The organism is Agromyces allii (assembly GCF_009749385.1).
GTDB classification, from domain to species: Bacteria; Actinomycetota; Actinomycetes; order Actinomycetales; family Microbacteriaceae; genus Agromyces; species Agromyces allii.
This window is the reverse complement of the sequence record NZ_WBIN01000001.1, coordinates 272,570-296,167: the sequence shown is the minus strand read 5'-3', so window position 1 is coordinate 296,167 and position 23,598 is coordinate 272,570. Positions and strand designations below refer to the sequence as shown.

The window sequence follows — 23,598 nt, the reverse complement described above, 5'->3', positions numbered from 1 at the left end:
CGAATCCGTCGACGTGGGCCGTTTCGCACGTCGGACCGGGTCAGACGCCCTCGGCCGTCTCGTCGCGCAGGCGCGGCTCCGTTCGGAACTCCGGTCGGAGCCCCGCCTTGTCGGCGTAGAACGCGCGGATCGTGCTCATGTCGGCCGCCACGTCGCCCGTGAGGTCGATCGTCGGGCCGAGGCCGGCCGACATCGTGGTGCGGTCGACGTAGCCGAGGGTGACCGGCATGCCGGTCTCGCGGGCGATGCGGTAGAAGCCCGACTTCCAGTACGTGTTGTTGCCGCGCGTGCCGTCGGGCGTCACGACGAGGCCGAAGACCTCGCCGCCGCGGATGCGATCGACGACCTCGCCGACGACCCGGCTCGGGTCGTCGCGGTCGACGGGGATGCCGCCGAGCCCGCGCATGATCGGGCCGCGCCAGCCCGTGAAGAGGCTCTTCTTGCCGAGCCAGCGGAACTCGATGCCGAGCCGCCATGCGATGCCGAGCATGAGCACGAAGTCCCAGTTCGACGTGTGCGGTGCGCCGATCAGCACGCTGGGGCGGCCGGGCGCCGCCTCGCTCACGAGCGTCCATCGGCTGCAGGCCCAATACGCGCGGGAGAGGAGTCGTCGGAGCACCCGGCAACCGTATGCGACCGCATATGTCCGTTTCGGAATGCTCGCGGAATCGCCAGGCGGTGCGGCGAGGCGACGACGTCCCCGTCGGCGCGACACCCGCGGAGATAGGGCAGGATGTCTCGGATGAGCAACCCTGTCACCGTGCACCTGCGTTACGAGATCGATGCCGACAAGCTCGCGGAGTTCCGCGAGTACGGGCAGCGCTGGATCCGCCTCGTCAACCGCCTCGGCGGCACGCACCACGGCTACTTCCTGCCGAGCGAGGGCGACAGCGACGAGGCGTTCGCGCTGTTCACGTTCCCGTCGCTCGCCGACTACGAGCAGTACCGCATCGCCTCGGCCACCGACGCCGAGTGCGTCGAGGCCTACCGGTTCGCCGTCGAGACGAAGTGCATCCGCCGCTACGAGCGCCGCTTCCTCGCGCCCGTCTTCGAGTGACTCGCGCGATGACCGACGGCGCGCGCCTGCTGCAGGCCTACGACGACCAGTTGCGAACGGATGCCGAGACGCCGAGTGCCATCGCGGTCGAACGCCTCGGGCCGTTGCGGCTCGTGACCTTCGCGGGCGGCCGCGGGTTCGTCACGTACCGCGACCTCGGCGGGGCGGATGCCGCCGGCATCGCCGAACTCGTCGCCGGAGCGGTCGCGCACTACGAGGCCGCGCCCGAGATCACGAGGTTCGAGTGGAAGACCCGCGGCCACGACGTGGCGCCGGGCCTGCACGAGACCCTGCTCGCGCACGGGTTCGAGGCCGACGAGCCCGAGTCGATCATGATCGGCGAGGCCGCCGGGCTCACGGCCGAGGTTCCGCTGCCCGACGGCATCGCACTGCGACGCATCGGCGAGGAGTCCGACGTGCGCGCCATGAGCGCCATGCAGGACGAGGTCTTCGGCGATCCCGTGTCGGATGCGATGGCCGACGCGCTCCTGCGACGCCTCGCGCTCGACGACGGCATGGAGCTGTGGGTCGCCGAGACGTCCGACGGCGAGATCGTCAGCGCCGGGCGGCTCGAGCCGGTCGCGGACACCGACTTTGCGGGCATCTGGGGCGGGGCCACGCGCGAACCGTGGCGCGGACGCGGCATCTACCGCGCCCTGACCGCGGCGCGCGCCAGGTCGGCGCTCGCGCACGGCAAGACGCTGATCCACAGCGACTCGACCGAGTTCTCCCGGCCGATCCTCGAGCGCTCGGGTCTCGTCAAGGTCTCGACGACGACGCCGTACCTCTGGCGGCGCTGAGCGGCGCTGCGAACCGCCATCGACCTCGGGGTCGTGCGGCGGCGACCTCACAGCCCCGCGCTGACTAGGGTTGTCCGGTGACTGCAACACTCGTGGCCCAGGGCCTCGCCGGCGGATACGCCCATCGCACGCTGTTCGAAGACCTCGACCTCACGGTCGCGCCGGGCGACGTCGTCGGCGTCGTGGGCGCGAACGGCGCCGGCAAGTCGACGCTGCTCGGCATCCTCGGCGGGGCGATCCCGGCGCTCGCGGGCACCGTGTCGCTCGCCCCGAGCGACGCCTTCGTCGGCTGGCTGCCGCAGGAGCACGAACGCCTCGACGGCGAGACGATCGCGCAGTACGTCGCACGTCGCACGGGCTGCGCCGAGGCATCCGCCCGCATGGATGCCGCGGCCGAACTGCTCGGCGCGACCGAGGTGCCCGACGGGGTCGACCCCGGCGAGGAGTACTCGGTCGCCCTCGAGCGCTGGCTCGCCGCCGGCGCGGCCGACCTCGACGAGCGGCTGCCCGCGGTGCTGGCGGAGCTCGGACTCTCGGTCGGCGCGAGCGGCGACGCCGCGACATCCGACACCCCCGTCATCACCCCCGACTCGCTGATGACCGGACTCTCCGGCGGCCAGGCTGCGCGCGTGGGCCTTGCCGCGCTCATCAGCTCGCGCTTCGACCTCGTACTGCTCGACGAGCCCACGAACGACCTCGACCTCGACGGACTCGCACGCCTCGAGGCGTTCGTCGCCGGACTGCGCGGGGGAGTGGTGCTCGTGAGCCACGACCGCGAGTTCCTCGCCCGCACGGTCACGAAGGTGCTCGAACTCGACCTCGCCCAGCACTCCAACCGGCTCTACGGCGGCGGCTACGACGCGTACCTCGAAGAGCGGGAGACCGTGCGCCGCCATGCGCGCGAGGACTACGACGAGTTCGCGGCCAAGAAGGCCGACCTCGTCTCGCGCGCCCGCGTGCAGCGCGAGTGGTCGAGCCAGGGCGTGCGCAACGCCATGAAGAAGTCGCCCGACAACGACAAGATCCGCCGTAAGGCCGCGAGCGAGTCGAGTGAGAAGCAGGCGCAGAAGGTGCGCCAGATGGAGAGCCGCATCGCACGCCTCGACGAGGTCGAGGAGCCCCGCAAGGAGTGGAAGCTCGAGTTCACGATCGGCCGGGCGCCGCGGTCGTCGGCCGTGGTCGCGACGCTCGCCGCGGCATCCGTGACCCGGGGCGACTTCACGCTCGGCCCGGTGTCGCTGCAGGTGCAGGCGGGCGACCGCATCGGCATCACGGGCCCGAACGGCGCCGGCAAGTCGACGCTGCTCGGGCTGCTGCTCGGGCGCATCGAGCCCGACGGCGGGCGAGCGAGCCTCGGTTCGTCGGTCGCGATCGGCGAGATCGACCAGGCGCGATCGCAACTCGCAGGGCGGATGCCGCTGGCCGACGCCTTCGAGGCGCTCGTGCCCGAGCTCAGCTCAGGCGAGGTGCGCACCCTGCTCGCGAAGTTCGGCCTCAAGGCCGACCACGTGCTGCGAGCCGTCGACGACCTCTCGCCCGGGGAGCGCACGCGCGCCGGCATGGCGCTGCTGCAGTCGCGCGGGGTCAACGTGCTCGTGCTCGACGAACCCACGAACCACCTCGACCTGATCGCGATCGAGCAGCTCGAGCAGGCGCTCGAGGGCTACGAGGGCACCCTCCTGCTCGTGACCCACGACCGCCGCATGCTCGATCACGTGAACCTCGACCGGCGCTGGCACGTCGAGGGCGGGCGCGTCACCGAGGCCTGAGCCGCGGACTCCCGCTCGCGCCATCCCGACGCAATCCGGAGCGCAACGGCAGGAAATCTGCGGACACCGGCAGTCACACAGGATGCCGCGGGCGGCACTCCTTGGCACCATGAGGGCATGACCCACCTCATCGTGCCCGGCATCGGCGGCTCGGGGCCCACCCACTGGCAGACGCTCTGGGAGCGCGACCTCGAGCAGAGCGTGCGCATCGCGCCGACGTCGTGGGACGAGCCGCGCCTCGACGACTGGCTCGCCGCGCTCGACCGTGCGAGCGAGTCGGCCGGGCCCGACGCCGTCATCGTCGCGCACAGCCTCGGATGTCTCGCGGTCGCCGAATGGCTCGCGCGCAACCCCGGCGGCGCATCGGCCGTGCTGCTCGTCGCGCCGCCCGACCCGGACGGCGAGCACTACCCCGAGCAGGCGAGGGAGTTCGCCCGTGACGGCGTTCGCCCGCTCGGACTGCCCGCCCTCGTGGTGGCGAGCGACGACGACCCGTACGGAAGCCGCGCATTCGCCGCGGAGCTCGCCGAGCGCCTCGGCGCGGGCTTCGTGTCGGTCGGACCGCTCGGGCACATCAACGCGGCGAGCGACCTCGGCGACTGGCAGGAGGGTCGCGAGCTGCTCGACGACCTCGTGGAGGTCGCGCAGCGGACCGCCGCCTGAGCGGGTCGGCGCGTTCGGCTCACGCTCGCCGGCTGACGCTCGGTTCGGACCACCGCTGCGACCCGTCGTTCAGGTTTCGTCGGTCGTGCACGTGACGTCGACGATCCAGCTTTCTTCGTAGGCGTCGTCGCCGTAGACGATCGGCACTCGTTCGAACGGCTCGACATCGTCGACGTAGCTGACGCGGGTCTCTTCGGGATCCGGTGATGCCTCGTCGTTGCTGTACCCGGACTCGATCCTCATCTCGTCGCAGGCCGCGATCGGGATCACGTCGAGCTGCCAGCAGCCGCGTTCGTAGATGTTCGAGCAGAGGTCGTCGTAGCGGCCGTCGGTGTAGAGCTCGAGTCCGGCCGGGAACTCGAAGTCGGTCTCGAGTGCCGTGAGTCGTTCGCCATGATCGGGGCCGGCCTCGTCGCCTTCGTCGTCGAGCACCCACCGGCTGGAACTCTCCGCGATCCCGGGAGCGGCCCGCGCGATGATGATCCCCAGCCCGACGACGCCGCCCACGATCGTCGTCAGGGTCAGGACCGATGCGACGACGATGCCGGTCACGGCGAGCGGGCCGAGTCGCGCGCGGCCGGTCGACGCCGTGGCGCCGACCGTGGCGGCCTCGGCGAGCAGCGTGCTCCGAGCAGCCCGGAGACGCTCCGCCCACGCCTCCGCCTCCTGGCGTTGCGCCGGATCGGGATATCGCGAGGGGTGGCGGGCCCACGCCTCGCCGGCGTAGGCGCGCTCGACGAGAGCGACGGTGAGCGGGGCGTCGGGGAAGATGCGCAGCAGCTGCCGCGCCGTGTTCGGGTCCACGGGGCGATCGTAGTGGTCGCCGCGGACACGGCACCAACCCGGACGCGCGATCGGCATCGCGACGCCTCCGCCGCGATGTCGCCTGCCCGATGTCGCCTGCTTGTGCAAGGCTTCTCGCATGCCCGAGTCACCGGAAGTGCAGGCACTCGCCGAAGAACTCGACGCCCGTCTGACGGGTCGAAGGCTCGTCGATGTCGACGTGATCGAGTTCCGCATCGCGAAGACGCGCGGCCGCCCGCCCGAGTCGCTCGTCGGCGAGCGGGTGAGCGGCGTGACCCGGCACGGCAAGCTCCTCGACCTGGGCTTCGGCCCAGCGGGGCACCTCGTGGTGTCGCTCGGTCGTCACGGGTGGGCGCGCTGGGCCGGGTCCGTCGCCGAAACGGATGCCGCGGCATCCGACCCGCCTCCGCCCACGCTCGCGACGCTCGTGTTCGACGACGGGCCGGCGCTCGAACTGACCGATGCCGGCGGGTGGGTCTCGCTCGGATGCTGGGTGGTCGACGACCCGCTCGAGGTGCCCGCGGTCGTCAAGCTCGGCCCCGATCCGGCTTCGGCGCAGTTCTCGCGAGCCGACTTCGACGCGGCGGTCGTCGGGCGTCGCAAGCAGGTCAAGGCCGTGCTGCAGGAGCAGGAGTCGCTCGCGGGCATCGGTAACGCGTACTCCGACGAGATCCTGCACGCGGCGAAGCTCTCGCCCGTGGGGCACGCCGCGACGCTCGGCGGCGACGAGCTCGACCGGCTGTTCGACGCGACGGTCGGGGTGGTCGGGGCCGCGATCGCCGAGCGACGCGGTGTGCCGATCGCCCGGCTCAAGGCCGAGAAGGTCGCCGCGATGCGCGCACACGGACGCACGGGCGAGCCGTGCCCGGTCTGCGGCGACGCGATCGCCGACTTCTCGTTCGCGAGCACGACCGCGCAGTACTGCCCGACCTGTCAGACCGGCGGCGAGGTGCTGCCGCTCAAGGGCGAGTGAGGGCCGCCCGGCCGCCTCTGGCCGGCACCCTTCGGATCAGGCCGAGATCGGCGTGCTGCGCGACGAGCCCGCGTAGACGCGGCTGAGCGACTCGGGTGCGGCGGTGAATCGCCCCGGCTGCCCCTCGGAGGTCAGGTACTGCACGCGGATGCCCCGGCCGATGCGGGTCACCTTGGTGACCTCGTAGACATGACCGGCGACGTTCACGAGGGTGTCGCCCACCTCGAGGTGGCGGGCCTGCCGCAGCTCGATCGTCTTCATAGTGAGAGCTTCTCACCAACCACCGACATTCGAACATCCGTACGGATGCCGCGGGCGATCCCAGGGGCGACAGGCGGCCATCCGGCGGCCACCCAGGCGTTCCCCGGCCGCTACCCGACGGCGGCGAGCCGCTTCGCGAGCTCGGCGTCGTCGCGCACGAACCACACCTGGTCGCCGCGGTTCGACTCCCACACGTAGTCGCTCAGGGCACGGCTCGCCTCGGTGTACCCGGTCACGTCGCCGACGATCGCGAGCCGCACGCGGTAGTTCACGAGCTTCTGCGTGAATGCGCCCGCGAGCCCGGTGCTCAGGTCGAAGAATGCGGGATCGAGTCGCTCGACGGGCACCGCCGCGGTCTTCGCATCGTGCGACCAGACGCTGCCGATCAGGTCGATCGCGTCGTCTTCGGTCGAGATCGGCTCGCCTTCGACGGCGAGGGTGAAGACGTGGATGTCGCTGCTCTGCTCGTTCGGCATGCTCCGACCCTAATCGGGGCGGCGTGCGAGGGGAACAGTCGCGGGCGACCCGAGGCACAGCCGGCCGCGCGGGCGCTGGCCGACGTCGCCGGTCGGTGGCAGCATGAGTGTCGTGCCCGAACTGCCGGAGGTCGATGCGCTCGCCGCGTTCCTCCGCGAGCGCGCGGTCGGCCACGCGATCACGTCGGCGTCCGTCACCGCGATCTCGGCACTGAAGACCTTCGATCCTCCGCTGCACGCGCTCGCCGGCGGCACGATCACGGCGGTCGCACGGCACGGCAAGTTCATCGACCTGACCGTCGGCGCCGAGCCGTTGCACCTCGTCTTCCACCTCGCCCGTGCAGGCTGGCTGCGATGGTTCGACGAGGTGCCGAAGACGATCCTGAAGCCGGGCAAGGGTCCGATCGCACTGCGCGTGAAGCTCGACGACGGCGCGGGCTTCGACCTCACCGAGGCCGGCACGAAGAAGTCGCTCGCGGTGTACGTCGTGCGCGACCCCGACGATGTCCCGGGCATCGCGCGCCTCGGACCCGACCCCACGGCGCCCGGTTTCACGCTCGCCGACTTCCAGGCCGTGCTCGACGGGCGCCGCACGCAGATCAAGGGCGTGCTGCGCGACCAGTCCGTGTTCGCGGGCATCGGCAACGCGTACTCCGACGAGATCCTGCACGCCGCCCGCATGTCGCCGTACGCGCTCGCCGCGAAGCTCACGCCCGAGCAGGTCGAGACCCTGTTCACCGCCCTGCGCGACACGCTCGCCGAGGCGGTGGCTGCGGCATCCGGCCGCCCGCCCGCAGACCTCAAAGACGCGAAGCGGCGCGGCATGCAGGTGCACGCCAGAACGGGCGAGGCGTGCCCGGTGTGCGGCGACACCGTGCGCGAGGTGCGGTTCGCCGACTCGACGTTCCAGTACTGCCCGACGTGCCAGACGGGTGGCAAGCCGCTCGCCGACCGCGTGCTGTCGCGGTTGCTGAAGTAGCCGGGCAGCGGCAGCGGCAGCGGCAGCACCATCAGCACCGGCAGGGTCAGGCGGCCTCGCCGTCGAACAGTCGGGCCGCGCGACCGAGCCAGACCTCGGGGTCGTCGCGGTGGTAGACCCGCTCGTCGGGCTCGATGCGATCGAGGAACCCCTGGTAGATGACCGCCTGCCGCAGCGCGGCCACGGGTGCGAGCAGCATCGCCGCCCGCCCGGGGTCGGAGCCGGGCACAGCCGCCTCCCACGCCTCGGTCCAGTGCCGGCGGGCGAGCTCCGCGTGCTCGGCGTCGACCCGGTCGGTGAAGGCGGCCGCGTCGAGCAACGGGTGCCCGACGCCCGAGTCGCCCCAGTCGAGCAGCGTCAGGTGGAGCCCGCGTCCGCGTACGTTGCCGGGGGCGAAGTCGCCGTGCACGAGCGTGTCGGGCAGTCCGCACGCGGCGATCCGGGCGGCGCGCACGTCGAGGCCGTCGACGAGCGATGCCACGGCGGCGCGTTGGGCACGGTCGAGACGGTCGGCGGTCGCCTCGAGGGCGTGCGCGCCCGGCGCGGCGAGGGCGGGCATGCGCCAGTCGGGCAGTCCGAGCGCGAGCAGGTCGTCGAGGCTGCCGGCCTCGTCGAGCTGGATGCCGATGAGCAGGTCGATCATGGCGCGCTGCTGCTCGGCGGTCGAGCCGTCGTAGAGGTCCTCGCCCCGGATGTCCGCGAGCAGCACCCGGTCGACGGCGCGAGCGATGACGTGCGGCACCGCGTGGCGGCCGTGCCGCCCCTGCCGCCCGAGCCGCTCGATGATCGCGCCCTCGTGCGCGAAGAACGGCGGCACCTGCTTGAGCCACACGTCGCCCCGGTCGGTCGGCAGCCGCCACACGCTCGAGAGGTTCCACGTGCGCACCTGCTGCGCGGGACCGGTGAGCGCGACGCCCTGCCCGGCGAGTTCGTGCACGGACCAGCGCAGCGCGCGGGTCGGGCCGCCGGGCTCGGCCCACGCCATTCTGAGCGGTTCGGATGCCGCGACGCTCGCCCCGGCATCCGTCAACCGGATCGGCGGCACGGCGTCGACCTCGGCGAGGTACCGCACGAGGTCGGGCTCGCCGTCGGGGCGTCGAACGACCTCGAGCAGCCGCAGGACGATCGCCTCGAGTCCGAGCGACGCGCGAGCGGCGACCACGACCTCCTGCGCGAGCATGGTCCACGGCTGGTCGGCCGAGAACCGCGGGCTCGTGCCGAGCACCTCGCCCGAAGGCAGGCACAGCACGAGCTCGACCTCGCGCGAGCGCCCGTCACCCATGCCCGAAGGCTAGCGGGGTCGGGATGTCGGATGCCGCTGCCACACTTGCGCGTGATGATCGACGAACTGCGCACCGACCGCCTACTGCTCACCCCGCTCACCCTCGACCACGTCGACGACCACTTCGCCGTCTACGGCGACCCGCGCACCTGGGCGCACCTGCCGAGCGGCGTGCACACGAGCCGGGGCGACTCGGCGCGTGCGATCGAGCGCTCGATGCAGAGCCGGCGAGAGTTCGGGTTCGGGCAGTGCGCCGTGGTGCTTCGCGAACCGATCGGGGCCCTCGCGCCGGGGTCGTTCATCGGGTCCGCGGGAGCCGCGATGCTCCCGTTCGGCGCATGGAACCTCGGGTACCGGTTCGCGCCGGAGGCCTGGGGGCACGGTCTCGCCGGCGAGGCCGCGGCGATCTCGCTCGACGCGGCGCGCAGGGCGCAGCCCGATGCCCCGGTCACGGCGCGGGCGCTCGCGAACAACCCGGCTTCGGTGCGCGTGCTCGAGCGACTCGGTCTCCGGCTCCTGTGGCGCGGCGCATCGAGCGCGGCGCCGTCCGCCGCCGTCACGACCCACCTCGAACGAGTCGTCTTCGCCGACCGCGAGCTCGACGCCGAGACGCTGGAGGCGGTCATCGCGCTCGGCTGATCGCGCTCCTCAGACCTTCGCGCCGGCCAGCACCCCGTCGACCAGCCGCTCGAGCAGCGCGAGGCCGTCGGGCGAGGTCACCGACTCGAGGTGCCCCTGGACGGATGCGACGCCACGGCCGCGCAGGGCGTGCACGACGCCCGTCGTCGCATCCGAGGCGACCTCGAGGTCGAGACGACGCGTTGTCGAACCGTCGGGCGCGAGCGCCGAGAACGTGTTGTAGAAGCCGATCGCCGCGGTCTCGCCGAACACCTCGATCGGCAGCTGCACGCCCTGGCGGGGCGTCGGCAGAGGCGCGAGCTCGAGGCCTGCGAGATCCGAGAGCACCTGATGGCTGAGGCACACCGCCAGGAGCGGTCGGTCGGCCTCGAGCCGCGCCGCGATGAGCTCGCGCAGGCGCGCGATGCGCGGGTCGGCCGCGTCGCGGGGGTCGCCCGGCCCGGGGCCGAACACCACGAGATCCTCGGAGGCCGCGTCGGGCGCCTCGTGCCACGGCACGAGCCGCACGTCGAGCCCGAGATGCCGCAGCTGGTGCGCGAGCATCGTCGTGAAGTCGTCGTTCGCGTCGATCACGAGCGCCGAGCGCCCGCGCGGCTCGTGCGCGTGCTGCGGCGACCTCCAGAACGCGGCGAGCTGGTCGTTGCGTGCCGCGAGCAGCTCGGCGTGCGGGTCGACGGCCGTGGCCGTGGCGGTGGCCGTTGCACCGGCGTCGGGTGCGGCGTTCGGCCCGACGCTCGGCGCGGCGGTGCCCGGCGCGGCCGTACCCGGCGCGGTCGGCCGTGCTGCGGCATCCGCCCGCGGAATCGCGCCGAGCGCCGTGAGCATGCCGGCCGCCTTCGCGCGCGTCTCGGCGACCTCGCCGACGGGGTCGGAGTGTCGCACGAGCGTCGCACCGACGGGCACACTCACGCGGCCGTCGCGCAGGTACGCGGTGCGGATGAGGATCGGCGCGTCGACGTCGTAGCCGGCGGCCGTCGGCGTGAACCGGGCGAACACGCCCGCGTAGTAGCCGCGCGCGGTCGGCTCGTGCCTGGCGATGACCGAGCAGGCGTTGCCCATCGGCGATCCCGTGACGGTCGGGGCGAACATCGTGCGGCGGAGCACCTCGCGCGGGTCGAGGTCGGAGTGCCCCTCGAGCAGGTACTCGGTATGGGTGAGGCGCGACATCCGCTTGAGGAAGGGTCCGCGGATGCGGCCGCCCTCTGGGCAGACCGCGCTCATCATCTTCAGCTCCTCGTCGACGACCATCACGAGCTCCTCGCGCTCCTTGACGTCGTGCAGGAACGCGAGCAGGCGCTCGTCGACGGAGGTCTCGGCATCGGCCTCGGTCAGCACGTCGTGGCGGAACGTGCCGCTGATCGGGTTCATCGAGACGAGCCCGTCGATCGACGAGACGTGGCGCTCGGGCGTCGCCCCGACCGCCGCGAGCCCGGGCGTGTGCACCGCGAACGTCCAGAACGCGCCCTGCTCGTGCTCGAGCAGCGCTCGAAGCCAGCCGAGCACCGCGGTCGACGGCGGCACGTCGACCTCGCCCACGAACTCGCGGCGGATCACGAAGTTCGCACCCTCGCCTCGCCCGATCTCCTCCTGGATCACGCGACGCACGATGTCGGCGTACGCCTCGTCGCTCACATCGACGTCGAGGTCGACGGCGATCGGATGCCGCGGCAGCAGCTCGATCGCCTCCGCGACCGGGAGCACGGCACGCTCGCGCACGACGAGGCAGCGGATCGGCGCGCCGTCGTCGTGCGCCTCGAACCCGCGCTCCCGCACCTGCCGGAACGGCACGAGCGCGAGCACCTCGTCGCCGTCGAGCGGGATGTCGGCGAGCAGGTCGACGTCGACCACCTCGCCGACGAGCACGTCGAGCGTCGCGTCGTGCTCGCGTCGGATCACGGCGAACGGCGGTGCGTCGGCGCCCGCGTCGAGCAGCGAGGCGAGCAGCGCGGTCGGCCGGTCGCGCGACTGCTCGGCGGGGTGCGCGGCCGCGTTCGAGATGGCCGGGTGCGGTGCGGTCATGAGGTCTCCGGTGGTCTTCTGGCCCTCGGGCCGGAACCTTCCGCAGAACGCGAAACGACCGCCCTCGGGCGGTCGTCGTACGTCGAAACGTGGAGTCCGCCTAGGAGGCGGGCCACCAGCTGCAGGTCGACGTGGTCATGGGCTCGATGTTAGGGCATCCGCGCGACGCGTGCATCCTCGGTGCGTCACACGGCGCCCGGGGCTAGCATTCCCGGGTGATCGATGCCGCTGTGCCTGCACCCGAGCCCGACCCCGCGCTCGTCGCACGCCTGCGCGCCGCGGGCTGCGTGTTCGCCGAGGACGAGGCGGCGCTGCTCGAAGCCGCGGTCGCCGAGCGGTTCGGTGCCGGCGCGGGCGCCGGCGCGGGCGACCGTGCCCCGGATGCCGCGGCCGAGCTCGAGCGACTGGTCGCGCGGCGCGTGGCCGGCGATCCGCTCGAGCAACTGCTGGGCTGGGCGGAGTTCGGCGGACTCCGCATCCTGCTCGAACCGGGCGTGTTCGTGCCGCGGCGCCGCACCGAGCTGCTCGCCGAGTCGGCGTCGGGCCTCGCGACGGCGGTCGCGGCATCCGGCCGGGTGCCCGTCGTCGTCGACCTCTGCTGCGGCGCGGGGGCGATCGGAGCCGTGATCGCGGATGCCGCGGGGCCGGTCGAGCTCGTCGCGGCCGACCTCGATCCGGCGGCCGTCCGAGCCGCCCGCCGCAACCTCGAGCCGCGCGGCGCGCGCGTCGTCGAGGGCGACCTCTTCGCGCCGCTGCCGACCGACCTCCGCGGACGGGTCGACGTGCTCGCCGTGAACGCGCCCTACGTGCCCACCGACGAGATCGCCATGATGCCGCCCGAGGCGCGCGACCACGAGGCGCTCGTCGCACTCGACGGCGGGGCCGACGGCCTCGACGTGCACCGGTGGGTCGCGGCATCCGCCCTCGAATGGCTCGCGCCGGGCGGCCGACTGCTCATCGAGACCAGTCGGCAGCAGGCCGCGGCCACGGCGGCGCTCGTCGAGGCGGGCGGGCTCCAGGCCGGGATCGTGCGCGACGACGAACGCGGCGGCACGATCGTCGTCGGCACCCGTGTCAGCGGTTCGCGGCGAGCAGCGCCTGCACCTCGGCATCCGTCGTCTGCGTGAAGTCGAGGTAGTACTGCCCGACGGCCATGAAGCCGGCGGGCGTCGCGAGGCACACGAGCTCGTCGATCTCGGGTGCGGCCACGAGGTCGACGGCCGCGTCGGGGGCGGACACCGGCACAGCGAGCACGACGGATGACGCGGCCCGCGCCCGCGCGACGAGGCATGCGACCCGGGCGGTCGCGCCCGTCGCCACCCCGTCGTCGACCACGATCGCCGTGCGCCCCGCGAGCTCGATCGGCGGGGCGTCGCCGCGGAACCGGCGCACGCGAGCCTCGAGCTCCGCGCGCTCGTGCCGTTCGACCGCCGCGAGCGTGCGGGCGTCGACGCCGCCGAGCGCGATCACGTCGTCGTTCAGCACGCGCGCTCCCTGCTCGCCGATCGCACCCATGGCCACCTCCTCGCGGTGGGGGAGCCCGAGCTTGCGCACGACGAGCACGTCGAGCGGTGCCGCGAGGGCGTCGGCGACCTCGGCCGCGACCGGCACCCCGCCGCGCGGAAGCCCGAGCACCACCGGCCGCGACCACTCGCCCTGCCCGTCGTCCTGCCCGCGCTCGCGGAGCAGGATCGCCAGGCGGCGACCCGCGTCGCGGCGGTCCTCGAACACTCGTTGCATCATCACGGCACCTGCCGACCGGCCTACTCCCGCGGGGCGGGGGCGTCAAGCGCGCACCGGCGACGCCGGCGATCACGCACTGTGAAGACGAGTATTTTTCGTCTCAGGCGGTGCGTCACCTACACTGAACCAAATCCTTCCCCCTTTACCCGGGGGGAACCCGAATCGAAGGATGCGACGGTGCCCTTGCTGCCGTCGGGCTTGGAGTGTCCGTGGGGCGTCACAGCGTCACCGCATCGACGACGAAGAAGTCGAGACGCGGTCTCTACCTGTCCGTCATCGCCGCAGTCGTCGTCATCGGCGTCGTCGCGTCCGGCGTCTACCTCTGGATCGGCGGCCATCTCGACCCGAACCAGGCCGCAGCCGGGTCGGCGTGCGAGAGCGTCGAAGAGCTGCGCATCGTCGCCGACACGACGATCGCGCCGGTGCTCTCCGACATCGCGGCCGACTTCGATGCGGCCAACGACGGCTGCGTCAGCACCCAGATCACCTCGCAGGAGTCCGCCGACACCTCCGCGGTGCTCGCCTCGGGCGGCCTCGACGTCGATGCCTGGGTGCCGCAGTCGTCGGTGTGGGTCGACCGGGCCGCGGCCACGGCCACGTCGCTCGGACGGGCCACCCCGAATGCGCGCGTGGGCCAGACGATCGCGGTCACGCCCGTCGTGTTCGCCGCCGCCTCGTCCGACGCGACCGAGATCGCCGGCGAACCGCTGACCTGGGCCCGCGTGCTCGACGGGTCGCTGCCGGCGATCCTGCCCGACCCCGAGGCCTCGGCGGCGAGCCTCACGAGCCTCGTCGGGCTCGGCGCCCACGCGCCGGCCGACGACCCCCGCCCGCTGGCCGCGGCCATGATCGCGCTCGGAAAGTCGATTCCCGCGTCGACGAGCGCGGCGTTCGGAGCCCTCTCCTCGGCGGCGCAGCCGAGCGTGGTGCTCACGAGCGAGGCGCAGGTCGCCGAGTACAACGGCGACGAGCCGAGTGAGACGCTCACGGCGGGGTACCCCACCGACGGCACGCTGATGCTCGACTACCCGCTCGTCCGCGTCGGCGATGCCGCCGACGAGGCCGCGCTCGCAGCCGAGGGCGAGGCCGGCGGCGATTCCGCCGAGCCCAGCGCCGAGACCTCCGTCTCCGACGGGTCGACGGCACGGGTGCAGACCGTCTCCGCGTCGACCGGGAGCGCCGAAGCCGGCGCCTCCGATGTCACGCGGGCGCTCACCGAACGGGGGCGCCTGCTCGCCGCCTTCGAGAAGGCCGCGACCGCCTCGTACGACCGCCTCACCGCTGCCGGATTCCGCACGGCGCTCGGAGCCGGCAAGATCGACACGCTCGGCATCGCGCCCGAGGGCCCCGCGGCTCAGGTGCTGCCCGTCGACTCGGCCACCGCGCTCACGCTGCTCCGCACGTGGGGCGTGCTGTCGCTTCGTGCCCGCTACCTCTCCGTCATCGACGTCTCCGGTTCCATGGAGGAGCCCGCAGAGAACGGCCTGCGTCGCATCGACATCTTCCAGCAGGCGGCCATGAACGCGGTCTCGAAGTTCTCGGGCGAGGTCGACCTCGGCGTGTGGGCGTTCTCGACGATGCGCAACGGCGACCTCGACTACGAGGAGCTCGCCGCGATCGCGCCGCTCGGCGATGCGGCGCACACGCAGCAGATCGCGGGCATCATCCAGTCCCTTCCCGGCCGCCTCGGCGGGGCGACCGGCCTCTACGACACCGTGCTCGCCGCCGTGGGCCGGGTGCGCGAGGGCTACGACCCCGAGAAGGTCAACGCCGTGCTGCTCATCACCGACGGCAAGAACGAGGACGAGAACGGCATCGACCTCGACACGCTCATCTCCGAGCTGGCGAAGGGCGAGGAGGGCTCGCAGCCCGTGCCGGTGATCATGATCGGCTTCGGTCCCGACACCGACCTCGAGGCCATGCAGAAGATCGCCAAGGTCACGAAGGGCGGCGCCTACTCCGCCTCCAAGCCCGAAGACCTCGGCATCGTGCTCGTCGATGCGCTCTCGCAGCGCAGCTGCCGCCCCGACTGCGGCTGAACATCGCCCGTCGCGCATCGAACCGCGACCTGGATGAGAACCAACCGGCCCGCCCGGCGCTGCTGCGCCGGGCGGGCCGGTTGGTTCTCAGGTGCGGAGCACCTGATCAGTGCGCGATGAACTCGCCCCCGCTGTCGGCCGGCCGCCGCACGAAGGCGCTGCCGACGATCGCGAAGAGCGACAGGATCGCCCCCACGAGGAATGCCGTGTGGATGCCGGCGGCCTGGGCCGCCTCGGCCGAGCTCGCGGTGGGCGCCGCGGCGGCGCTCGCGGCGGCCATGACGGTGATGAACAGCGCCGTGCCCGCCGCGCCGCCGACCTGCTGCACGGTGCCGACGATCGCCGAGCCGTGCGAGTAGAAGCGCGGTTCGACCGAACCGAGTGCGGTCGTGAAGAGCGGGGTGAACATGAACGCGAGCCCCGCCGAGAGCACGACGTGCGCGAGCAGCAGCAACCACGGCGAGGTCTGCTCCGACACGAGCGTGAGCCCCCAGAGCACGCCGCTCACGACGATGCTGCCGGGCACGAGCAGCGGTCGCGGTCCGAAGCGGTCGTAGAGGCGGCCGACGGTGGGCCCGAGCAGGCCCATGACGAGACCGCCGGGCAGGAGCAGCAGGCCCGTCATGATCGGCTCGAGGTGCAGCACGTTCTGGAGGTAGATCGGCAGCAGGATGATCGTGCCGAACAGCGCCGCCATCATGACGGTCATGAGCGCGATCGAGACGGCGAAGTTGCCGGACTTGAACGGACGCAGGTCGAGCAGGGCGCGGTCGCGACGCTGCAGCAGCAGCTGCCGGACGACGAACGCGAGGATGCCGAGGGCGCCGGCGCCGAGCGAGATCCACATCTGCGCGGGCGTCGCCGTGCCGGCGGCCTCGCCGCCGATGAGGCTGAGCCCGTAGACGAGCCCGCCGAAGCCGATCGCCGAGAGCACGACCGAGAACACGTCGAGCGGGAGGCGCTTGGGCGTGTTGACGTTCTCGACGCGCCGGATGCCGATGATCAGCATGACCACGGCGATCGGCAGCACGAGCCAGAACATGAAGCGCCACGACAGGAAGCTGAGGATCAGGCCCGAGATCGTGGGCCCGATGGCCGGGGCCACCGAGATCACGGTCGACACGCGGCCCATGAAGCGGCCGCGGTCGGAGGGCGCCACGAGCTCCATGAGGGTGGTCATGAGCAGCGGCATCATGATCGCGGTGCCGGTTGCCTGCACCACGCGACCGCCGAGCAGCATCTCGAAGCCCGGTGCGAGGGCCGAGATGAGCGTGCCGGTCGAGAACAGGCCCATCGCGGCGATGAAGACGGCCCGCGTCGAGAACCGCTGCAGAAGGAACCCGGTGATCGGGATGACGACGGCCATCGTGAGCATGAACGCGGTGGTGAGCCACTGCGCCTCGGAGATCGTGATGCCGAGATCGGTGACGAGGTGCGGGATCGCCACGCCCATGATCGTCTCGTTGAGGATCACGACGAAGGCTGCGGCCAGCAGCAGCCAGATCACCCGGGAGTTGCGGGCGCCGTGCAGCGCCTCGGCGTCGGTGTGGTGCTGGTCCGTCGAGGCGACAGGGCCGGAATCGGTGGTGGAGACCTCTGGAAGGGCGCGTTCGGTCACGGAGCGGATCCAATCGGCAGAAAGTGGACGTCGCGCAGCGGCGCGCAAGAAGGTTCGTCAGCTGTGACGGAAGTCACCGACCACAGGGACAACCCGAGCGGGGCACCGGGCTATTCCCGATCCGCACGATGAATTGCAACGTATGGAATCGGCGTGTGCGAGGGCGCTCAGGGAGCGGGAGCGGGCCCGTCGATCGGGGTCGGACGGGGGAGCCAGTCCTTGAACATCGACTCTTCGGGCGCGAGCTCGGAGCGCAGTCGCTCTTCGAGCTCGGGGTTCGCCGCCGCGGCCTCGGCAGCCTCGACGGCGTCGTTCTCTGGAGCGTTTGCGTCGGTCATGCTCCGACGATACCGCGCACGGCCGACACCGCGCGGATGACGGCCGCAGCGGCATCCGCGATCTCCTCGTCGGTCGTCGTCGGGCCGAGCGTGAAGCGAACGGCGGTGAGTGCGAGGTCGGCCGGGATGCCGACGGCCGTGAGCACGTGCGAGGGGTCGCTGCTGCCGGCCGCGCACGCCGAGCCGCTCGAGCACGTCACGCCGAGCCGGTCGAGCTCGAGCAGCACGGCCTCACCGCTCGTGCCGGGGAAGACGAACGAGACGGTCCCGGGCAGGCGACGGTCGGCGTCGCCCGTGAGCTGCGCCCCCTCGACTCCCGCGAGGATGCGCGCCCGCAACTCGAGCCCCTGGCGCGCGGCCTGCGCCGTGGCATCCGCCCGCTCGGACTCGGCGAGGCGCAGCGCCGTGGCGAAGGCGACCGCCCCGGCCACGTTCTCGGTGCCGGAGCGACGCCCGCGCTCCTGACCGCCGCCGTGCAGCACGGGTTCGAGCGCGACGCGACCGCGCGCGACGAGCACGCCCGTGCCCTTCGGGGCGCCGACCTTGTGGCCGGCGAGCGAGAGCGCATCGACGCCCAGCCCGCCCGGGCTGCCGGCGCCGCCCGGCCCGTCGAGGCGCAGGTCGAGGTGCCCGGCGGCCTGCACGGCATCGGTGTGCATGAGTGCGCCGGCCTCGTGCGCGACGGCCGCGAGCTCGGCGATCGGCTGGATCGCGCCGATCTCGTTGTTCACGAGCTGCACGGAGACGAGCGAGGTATCGGGTCTGATCGCCGACGCGAGCGCCGACGGATGCACGAGCCCGCCGCGGTCGACGGCGACCTCGGTCACCGTGAAGCCGTGGTGACGCACCAGGTACGCGGCCGACTCGAGCACGGCCTCGTGCTCGATCGGGGAGATCACGAGGTGGCGTCCGCGCGGTCGGGCGAGCGACATGCCCTTGATCGCGAGGTTGTCGGCCTCGGTGCCGCCGCTCGTGAACACGACCTCGCCAGGGCGGCATCCGATCACCGCGGCCACCTCGGAGCGCGCCCACGCGAGCGCACGGGCCGCCTCCTCGCCGAGCTCGTGGCGGCTCGAGGGGTTGCCGAACGAGCCCGTGAGGTACGGCCACATCGCCTCGATCGCCTCGCGGCGCACCGGGGTCGTCGCGGCGTGGTCGAGGTAGATCATGGTCGGCCCGCGTCGTCTCCCGGCTCGCCGAGAGCCGAGGTCTCTGCAGGGGCGCCGGCTTCGGCGGCCCCCGCCAGCGCGATGTCGATGTCGAGCCCGAGGTCGAGCGCACGCGCCGAGTGCGTGAGCGCACCGACCGAGATCACGTCGACGCCGGTCGCGGCGATCGCGGCGACCGTGTCGAGGTTCACACCGCCGGATGCCTCGACGACCGCCCGGCCGCCGATGCGACGAACGCCCTCGCGCAGGTCGTCGAGACCGAAGTTGTCGAGCATGATCGTGTCGGCGCCGCCTGCGAGCACGGCGTCGAGCTGGTCGAGGCGGTCGATCTCGACCTCGAGGTGCGCCGTGTGCGGCATCCGTTCGCGTGCCGATCGGAGCGCCGATGCGAGGTCGACCCCGCCTGCGGTGAGCACCGCGAGGTGGTTGTCCTTCGCCATGATCGCGTCGGACAGCGAGCGGCGGTGGTTGCGCCCGCCGCCGTCGCGCACGGCCTGCCGCTCGAGGCTGCGCAGGCCGGGCGTGGTCTTGCGGGTGTCGACGATGCGCGCGTGCGCGCCGACGGCCCCCGCCGCCGCGGCGACGTAGGCGGCGGTCAGCGTCGCGACGCCCGACATGCGCTGGCCGAGGTTCAGCGCGACGCGCTCGGCGGTGAGGATGCCGCGGGCAGGCCCGTGCACGCGGGCGAGCACGTCGCCGGCGGCGAACCGGTCGCCGTCGACGGCGAGCCGCTCGACCTCGATCGCCGGGTCGACGATGCGGAACGCCGCGGCGAACACCTCGATGCCGCTGAGCACGCCCGGCTCGCGCGCGACGAGCGCGGCGGTGGCCGTGGCATCCGCCGGGATGAGGGTCTCGCTGGTGAGGTCGCCCCATGGCGCGTCCTCGTCGAGTGCGGCGGTGACGATGCGGTCGATCTCGCGGCGGTCGGTGCTCACGCTGCCTCCTCGGCTTCGGGGGTGAGGTGCACGAGCTCGTGCAGGGGGAGCGGGACGGATGTCGCACGCAGGCCGTCGGCCCCGGCGGCACCGAGCACGTCGAGGGCGCCCGCCGCGTTCGCCGCGGCATCCGCCCGGAAGTGCGCGCCTCGGCTCTCGGTGCGTGCGGCCGAAGCGGCGACGGTCAGGCGTGCGAGGTCGAGCAGGTTGCGGTCCTCGGCGCTGCGGCGGTCGTGCACCTCGGATGCCCGCCACGCCTCGAGGGCGTCGGATGCCGCGGCCAGGCCGTCGGCCGTGCGCTCGAGCCCGACGTGCTCCCACATGAGGCTCTGGAGGGCGGCCCGGTCGACGGCAGTGCCGTCCGTCCGTTCTTCGAGCCCGTGTGCGCCCGTCGTCGGCGCAACTCCGGAGCCCGCTTGCGACGCGCCGATGGCGGCACCCACCTCGTCGGCACGTCGTCGCCCGTCTCCGGAGTTCGGCGGCGTGAGCGCAGCAGCGTCAGCGCCGGCGTCGGCGTCCGCGTCGATCGCCCGGGCCGCCCGGTCGGCGAACACGGCCGCCTCGAGCAGCGAGTTCGAGGCGAGCCGGTTCGCACCGTGCACGCCCGTGCGCGCGGTCTCGCCGACGGCGAAGAGGCCGGGCAGGCTCGTGCGTCCGTCGAGGTCGGTGACGACGCCGCCCATGGCGTAGTGCGCGGCGGGGGTGACGGGCACGGGTTCGGCGGCCCAGTCGTAGCCGGCGTCGCGGCAGGCCGCGCCCAGCCCCGGGAACCTGCGGTCGAGGAACTCCCGGCCGAGGGCGGTCGCGTCGAGCGTGACGGGTTCGCCGCCCTGCTCGAGGCTCTGCCGCCAGACGGCGCGGGCGACGACGTCGCGGGGCGCGAGCTCGGCCTGCTCGGAGACCTCTGTCATGAAGCGATGCCCGTCGCGATCGCGCAGCACCGCGCCCTCGCCGCGCACGGCCTCGGAGATGAGGGGCGTGCCCGGAGCCGCGAGCGCCGTCGGGTGGAACTGCACGAACTCCAGGTCGGCGATCTCGGCGCCGGCGCGCCAGGCGGCCGCCACGCCGTCGCCCGTGGCCACGTCGGGGTTCGTCGTGTGCTGGAACAGCTGCCCGGCACCGCCCGTGGCGAGCACCACGACGTCGGCTCGCACGTCGATCAGTTCTCCGGATGCCGCGAGCAGGCGGGCGCCGACGACGCGCACACCGGCGGTGCCGGCCGAATCGGCCGGTCGCACCTTGCCGTCCTCGGCTCCGGCTCGGCCGTCGCCGGCCTCGGTGAGCAGGTCGACGAGCATCGTCTGCTCGTGGATGCGCACCGCCCGCCGGCGCACGGTCGTCACGAGCGCGCGCTCGATGGCCGCGCCAGTGGCGTCGCCGCCGGCGTGCAGGATGCGCGCCCGCGAGTGCGCGGCCTCGAGCCCGCGCGCGAGCCCGGAGTCGCCGTGGTCGAACGCGACCCCGAACCGGATCAGGTCGCGAACGCGTGCCGGACCCTCGTCGCAGAGCACGCGCACCGCTTCGGGGTCGCAGAGCCCGGCACCGGCGGCCAGCGTGTCGGCGTAGTGCCGCTCGGCCGAGTCGTCGGGGAACAGCGCCGCGGCGATGCCGCCCTGCGCGTGGCGGGTGTTGCCGTCGGCGAGTTCGGTCTTCGTGACGAGCTCGACGTCGTGGCCGGCGTCGGCCGCGCGCACCGCGGTCCAGAGCCCCCCGATGCCGCCGCCGACGACGAGCACGTGCGCCATGGTCAGGCCCCGGTCGGCACGGCGTCGGCTTGCGCGGCGTCGGCTTGCGCGGCGTCACCGGGAACGGCGTCGACCGCCACCGGGGCGACGGAGGCCGGCGGCTTCGCCGCGAGCATGCGCTCGAGGGCGACGCGCGCGGGCTCCGCGACGTCGTCGCTGACCGTGATCCGGTTCACGACGCGCCCGGCGACCAGTTCTTCGAGCACCCACGCGAGGTAGCCGGGGTGGATGCGGTACATCGTCGAGCACGGGCAGACCACGGGGTCGAGGCAGAAGATCTCGTGCTGCGGGTACTCGGCGGCGAGGCGCTGCACGAGGTTGATCTCGGTGCCGATCGCGAAGGTCGAGCCGGCGGGGGCGGCCTGGATCGCCTTCACGATGAAGTCCGTCGAGCCCGCGGAATCCGCCGCGTCGACGACGGGCATGGGGCACTCGGGGTGCACGATGACCTGCACGCCGGGGTGGTCGATGCGCGCCTGCGCGATCTGCTCGACCGTGAAGCGCCGGTGCACCGAGCAGAAGCCGTGCCAGAGGATGACCCGAGCGTCGTCGAGCTCGTCGGCGGTCGAGCCGCCGAGCGCCTTGCGCGGGTTCCACATCGGCATCTGCTCGAGCGGCACGCCGAGCGCCTTCGCGGTGTTGCGGCCGAGGTGCTGGTCGGGGAAGAACAGCACGCGCCGCCCGCGCTCGAACGCCCACTCGAGCACCGTCTTCGCGTTCGACGACGTGCAGACGATGCCGCCGTGGCGCCCCACGAAACCCTTCAGGGCGGCCGACGAGTTCATGTAGGTGACAGGGATCACGGGCACGCGCCCCGAGGCATCCGTCGCCGTCAGATCGCCGTAGACCTCTTCGAGCTGGGCCCAGCACGCCTCGACCGACTCCTCGTCGGCCATGTCGGCCATCGAGCAGCCCGCGGCCAGGTTCGGCAGGATCACGGCCTGTTCGGGCGTCGAGAGCAGGTCGGCGGTCTCGGCCATGAAGTGCACGCCGCAGAAGACGATGGCCTCGGCATCGGGGCGCGTGAGCGCCGCGTTCGCGAGCTGGAACGAGTCGCCCACGAAGTCGGCGTGCTCGACGACCTCGTCGCGCTGGTAGAAGTGGCCGAGCACGACGACGCGCTCGCCGAGGGTCGCCTTCGCGGCGCGGATGCGGTCGTGCAGCTCGGCCTCGGAGGCCGTCTTGTACGACTCGGGCAGCGCGCCCTGACGCGGCGACCCCGTGGGGATCACGTCGCCCATGGAGGAGCCGGGCCCGTACGCCACGGGACCCGCGTCGAACTCCCACGGCCCCTTCGCGAGCTCGGGCGAGCAGGTGCTGCCCGCCGCCTTGCCGGTCTGGATCAGCTGGATCGAACGGTCGACGGATGCCGCGAGCCGCGTGTCGGCGGGCTGGACGAGCGTCATGGGTGTCTCCTCAGGTGCGGTGCGATGGGGATTCGGAACGCGCCCTGGATGCCCGCCTCTGCGGGATCGGCGGGGCGGTACAGCTTGGGCGGGCGGTGCGGGGTGCCGGTGCGCACCTCGCCGGTCTCGACGAGGGCGCCCGACGCCTCGACCGTGCGACGGAAGTTCGCCGGGTCGAGGGGGCGCCGCATCACGGTCTCGTAGACCTCGCGCAGCTCGGCGAGCGTGAACGTCTCGTCGAGGAACGCGTGCGCGATCTGCGAGTAGCCGAGCTTGGTGCGCAGGCGCCCGAGCGCGTAGGCGACGATCTCGTTGTGGTCGAACGCGAGTTCGGGCAGGTCGTCGGCGTCGAACCAGCGCACGTTCGGATCCTCGATGGCGCCGCTCGTCTCCTCGGGTCGCACGAGCGCCCAGTAGACGACCGAGACGACGCGCTCGTCGGGGGAGCGGTCGGGCGCGCCGAACGTGTACAGCTGCTCGAGGTAGCGGGGCGTGACGCCCGTCGTCTCGTCGAGGGTTCGCGCGGCGGCGCCCTCGAGGCTCTCGGCCGCGCCGAGCCAGCCTCCGGGGAGCGCCCAGCGGCCCTCGCCCGGTTCGCGCAGGCGCCGCACGAGCGGGATCCACAGCGACCGGTCGGCCGGCTGGAGCGCCTGCACGGGCTGCTCGCCGTGGGCGACGCCGGGTTCGCGCGCGAAGATCACGGTCGACACGGCGAGGCGTGCTTCGGCGAGCTCGATCGTGCGAGACATCCGTCGCCCCCTTCGTGTCACCGTGACTCTAAGTACGCGATCATCTTACAGTCGAACTGACACGAACAGAAATCCGGATGTCGCGGCGCGTCAATTCGCGGCCCGTGGCCTGCGGCGGGCGAGAAGAGGGG

At 72.8% G+C, this 23,598-nt stretch carries 23 protein-coding genes; 9 read left to right on the top strand and 14 right to left on the bottom strand.

Annotated features, from left to right (window positions below; translation table 11 throughout):
* Positions 1-40: 40 nt before the first annotated feature.
* Positions 41-619 (bottom strand): 1-acyl-sn-glycerol-3-phosphate acyltransferase, encoded by a 579-nt coding sequence (locus tag GQR16_RS01290; RefSeq protein WP_157413334.1) that lies wholly within the window; start codon positions 617-619, stop codon positions 41-43.
* Between the two features lie 123 nt (positions 620-742).
* On the opposite strand from GQR16_RS01290, the gene GQR16_RS01285 reads away from it, so the two are divergent.
* The 4 genes from GQR16_RS01285 to GQR16_RS01270 all read left to right on the top strand — a co-directional run bounded on the left by GQR16_RS01285 (position 743) and on the right by GQR16_RS01270 (position 4,289).
* Positions 743-1,057, top strand: a complete 315-nt coding sequence (locus GQR16_RS01285; protein ID WP_157413333.1) for an NIPSNAP family protein — start codon at positions 743-745, stop codon at positions 1,055-1,057.
* Positions 1,058-1,065: 8 nt separating this feature from the next.
* Positions 1,066-1,857 (top strand): GNAT family N-acetyltransferase, encoded by a 792-nt coding sequence (locus GQR16_RS01280; RefSeq protein WP_157413332.1) that lies wholly within the window; start codon positions 1,066-1,068, stop codon positions 1,855-1,857.
* Between the two features lie 77 nt (positions 1,858-1,934).
* The gene (locus GQR16_RS01275) at positions 1,935-3,626 is read left to right on the top strand and encodes an ABC-F family ATP-binding cassette domain-containing protein (protein WP_157413331.1); all 1,692 of its coding nucleotides are present in this window, start codon (positions 1,935-1,937) and stop codon (positions 3,624-3,626) included.
* A gap of 117 nt (positions 3,627-3,743) precedes the next feature.
* The gene (locus GQR16_RS01270) at positions 3,744-4,289 is read left to right on the top strand and encodes an RBBP9/YdeN family alpha/beta hydrolase (protein ID WP_157413330.1); all 546 of its coding nucleotides are present in this window, start codon (positions 3,744-3,746) and stop codon (positions 4,287-4,289) included.
* Positions 4,290-4,358: 69 nt separating this feature from the next.
* On the opposite strand, the gene GQR16_RS01265 is transcribed toward GQR16_RS01270, so the two are convergent.
* Entirely contained in the window at positions 4,359-5,093 is a 735-nt protein-coding gene (locus GQR16_RS01265; RefSeq protein ID WP_157413329.1) for a hypothetical protein, read from the bottom strand.
* A gap of 118 nt (positions 5,094-5,211) precedes the next feature.
* On the opposite strand from GQR16_RS01265, the gene GQR16_RS01260 reads away from it, so the two are divergent.
* Positions 5,212-6,066: a DNA-formamidopyrimidine glycosylase family protein gene (locus GQR16_RS01260; RefSeq protein ID WP_157413328.1), complete on the top strand. Its 855-nt coding sequence runs from the start codon at positions 5,212-5,214 to the stop codon at positions 6,064-6,066.
* Positions 6,067-6,102: 36 nt separating this feature from the next.
* Here the strand turns inward: GQR16_RS01260 and GQR16_RS01255 are convergent, their stop codons facing one another.
* Both GQR16_RS01255 and GQR16_RS01250 read right to left on the bottom strand, forming a co-directional pair.
* Positions 6,103-6,327 carry a hypothetical protein gene (locus GQR16_RS01255; RefSeq protein ID WP_157413327.1) on the bottom strand — a complete coding sequence of 75 codons (225 nt, stop codon included), beginning with the start codon at positions 6,325-6,327 and terminating at the stop codon, positions 6,103-6,105.
* 110 nt (positions 6,328-6,437) lie between these two features.
* A complete protein-coding gene (locus tag GQR16_RS01250; protein WP_157413326.1) occupies positions 6,438-6,803 on the bottom strand; it encodes a DUF4180 domain-containing protein in 366 nt (121 codons plus the stop codon).
* Between the two features lie 112 nt (positions 6,804-6,915).
* On the opposite strand from GQR16_RS01250, the gene GQR16_RS01245 reads away from it, so the two are divergent.
* A complete protein-coding gene (locus GQR16_RS01245; protein WP_157413325.1) occupies positions 6,916-7,782 on the top strand; it encodes an Fpg/Nei family DNA glycosylase in 867 nt (288 codons plus the stop codon).
* Between the two features lie 46 nt (positions 7,783-7,828).
* Here the strand turns inward: GQR16_RS01245 and GQR16_RS01240 are convergent, their stop codons facing one another.
* On the bottom strand, positions 7,829-9,064 hold the full coding sequence (locus GQR16_RS01240; RefSeq protein WP_157413324.1) for a phosphotransferase: 1,236 nt from the start codon (positions 9,062-9,064) through the stop codon (positions 7,829-7,831).
* 54 nt (positions 9,065-9,118) lie between these two features.
* Here GQR16_RS01240 and GQR16_RS01235 point away from each other — a divergent pair, with 54 nt between their 5' ends.
* A complete protein-coding gene (locus GQR16_RS01235) occupies positions 9,119-9,703 on the top strand; it encodes a GNAT family N-acetyltransferase (RefSeq protein ID WP_170298387.1) in 585 nt (194 codons plus the stop codon).
* 9 nt (positions 9,704-9,712) lie between these two features.
* On the opposite strand, the gene GQR16_RS01230 is transcribed toward GQR16_RS01235, so the two are convergent.
* A complete protein-coding gene (locus GQR16_RS01230; protein WP_157413322.1) occupies positions 9,713-11,722 on the bottom strand; it encodes an anthranilate synthase family protein in 2,010 nt (669 codons plus the stop codon).
* Between the two features lie 218 nt (positions 11,723-11,940).
* On the opposite strand from GQR16_RS01230, the gene GQR16_RS01225 reads away from it, so the two are divergent.
* Positions 11,941-12,849 (top strand): putative protein N(5)-glutamine methyltransferase, encoded by a 909-nt coding sequence (locus tag GQR16_RS01225; RefSeq protein ID WP_211373413.1) that lies wholly within the window; start codon positions 11,941-11,943, stop codon positions 12,847-12,849.
* Here GQR16_RS01225 and GQR16_RS01220 read toward each other — a convergent pair.
* On the bottom strand, positions 12,797-13,465 hold the full coding sequence (locus tag GQR16_RS01220; protein ID WP_246200386.1) for a phosphoribosyltransferase: 669 nt from the start codon (positions 13,463-13,465) through the stop codon (positions 12,797-12,799). The two genes, GQR16_RS01225 and GQR16_RS01220, sit on opposite strands and share 53 nt — an antisense overlap.
* Positions 13,466-13,674: 209 nt before the next feature.
* Between GQR16_RS01220 and GQR16_RS01215 the strand changes: the two genes are divergently transcribed.
* Positions 13,675-15,504 carry a VWA domain-containing protein gene (locus GQR16_RS01215; RefSeq protein WP_157413321.1) on the top strand — a complete coding sequence of 610 codons (1,830 nt, stop codon included), beginning with the start codon at positions 13,675-13,677 and terminating at the stop codon, positions 15,502-15,504.
* A 106-nt stretch (positions 15,505-15,610) separates the two neighbouring features.
* On the opposite strand, the gene GQR16_RS01210 is transcribed toward GQR16_RS01215, so the two are convergent.
* From GQR16_RS01210 to GQR16_RS01180, 7 genes are all read right to left on the bottom strand, one after another.
* Positions 15,611-17,122 (bottom strand): MDR family MFS transporter, encoded by a 1,512-nt coding sequence (locus GQR16_RS01210; protein WP_425482601.1) that lies wholly within the window; start codon positions 17,120-17,122, stop codon positions 15,611-15,613.
* A 167-nt stretch (positions 17,123-17,289) separates the two neighbouring features.
* Entirely contained in the window at positions 17,290-17,460 is a 171-nt protein-coding gene (locus GQR16_RS01205) for a hypothetical protein (protein ID WP_157413320.1), read from the bottom strand.
* Positions 17,457-18,629 (bottom strand): cysteine desulfurase family protein, encoded by a 1,173-nt coding sequence (locus tag GQR16_RS01200; protein WP_157413319.1) that lies wholly within the window; start codon positions 18,627-18,629, stop codon positions 17,457-17,459. The genes GQR16_RS01205 and GQR16_RS01200 overlap by 4 nt, the downstream gene beginning before the upstream one ends.
* Positions 18,626-19,567 carry a carboxylating nicotinate-nucleotide diphosphorylase gene (gene nadC, locus GQR16_RS01195; RefSeq protein ID WP_211373404.1) on the bottom strand — a complete coding sequence of 314 codons (942 nt, stop codon included), beginning with the start codon at positions 19,565-19,567 and terminating at the stop codon, positions 18,626-18,628. The genes GQR16_RS01200 and nadC overlap by 4 nt, the downstream gene beginning before the upstream one ends.
* Entirely contained in the window at positions 19,564-21,312 is a 1,749-nt protein-coding gene (locus GQR16_RS01190; RefSeq protein ID WP_157413318.1) for an L-aspartate oxidase, read from the bottom strand. Before GQR16_RS01190 ends, nadC begins: the two co-directional genes overlap by 4 nt.
* Positions 21,313-21,314: 2 nt before the next feature.
* Positions 21,315-22,718 (bottom strand): quinolinate synthase NadA, encoded by a 1,404-nt coding sequence (gene nadA, locus GQR16_RS01185; RefSeq protein WP_157413317.1) that lies wholly within the window; start codon positions 22,716-22,718, stop codon positions 21,315-21,317.
* Positions 22,715-23,467, bottom strand: a complete 753-nt coding sequence (locus tag GQR16_RS01180; protein WP_157413316.1) for an NUDIX hydrolase — start codon at positions 23,465-23,467, stop codon at positions 22,715-22,717. Before GQR16_RS01180 ends, nadA begins: the two co-directional genes overlap by 4 nt.
* Between the last annotated feature and the right edge of the window lie 131 nt (positions 23,468-23,598).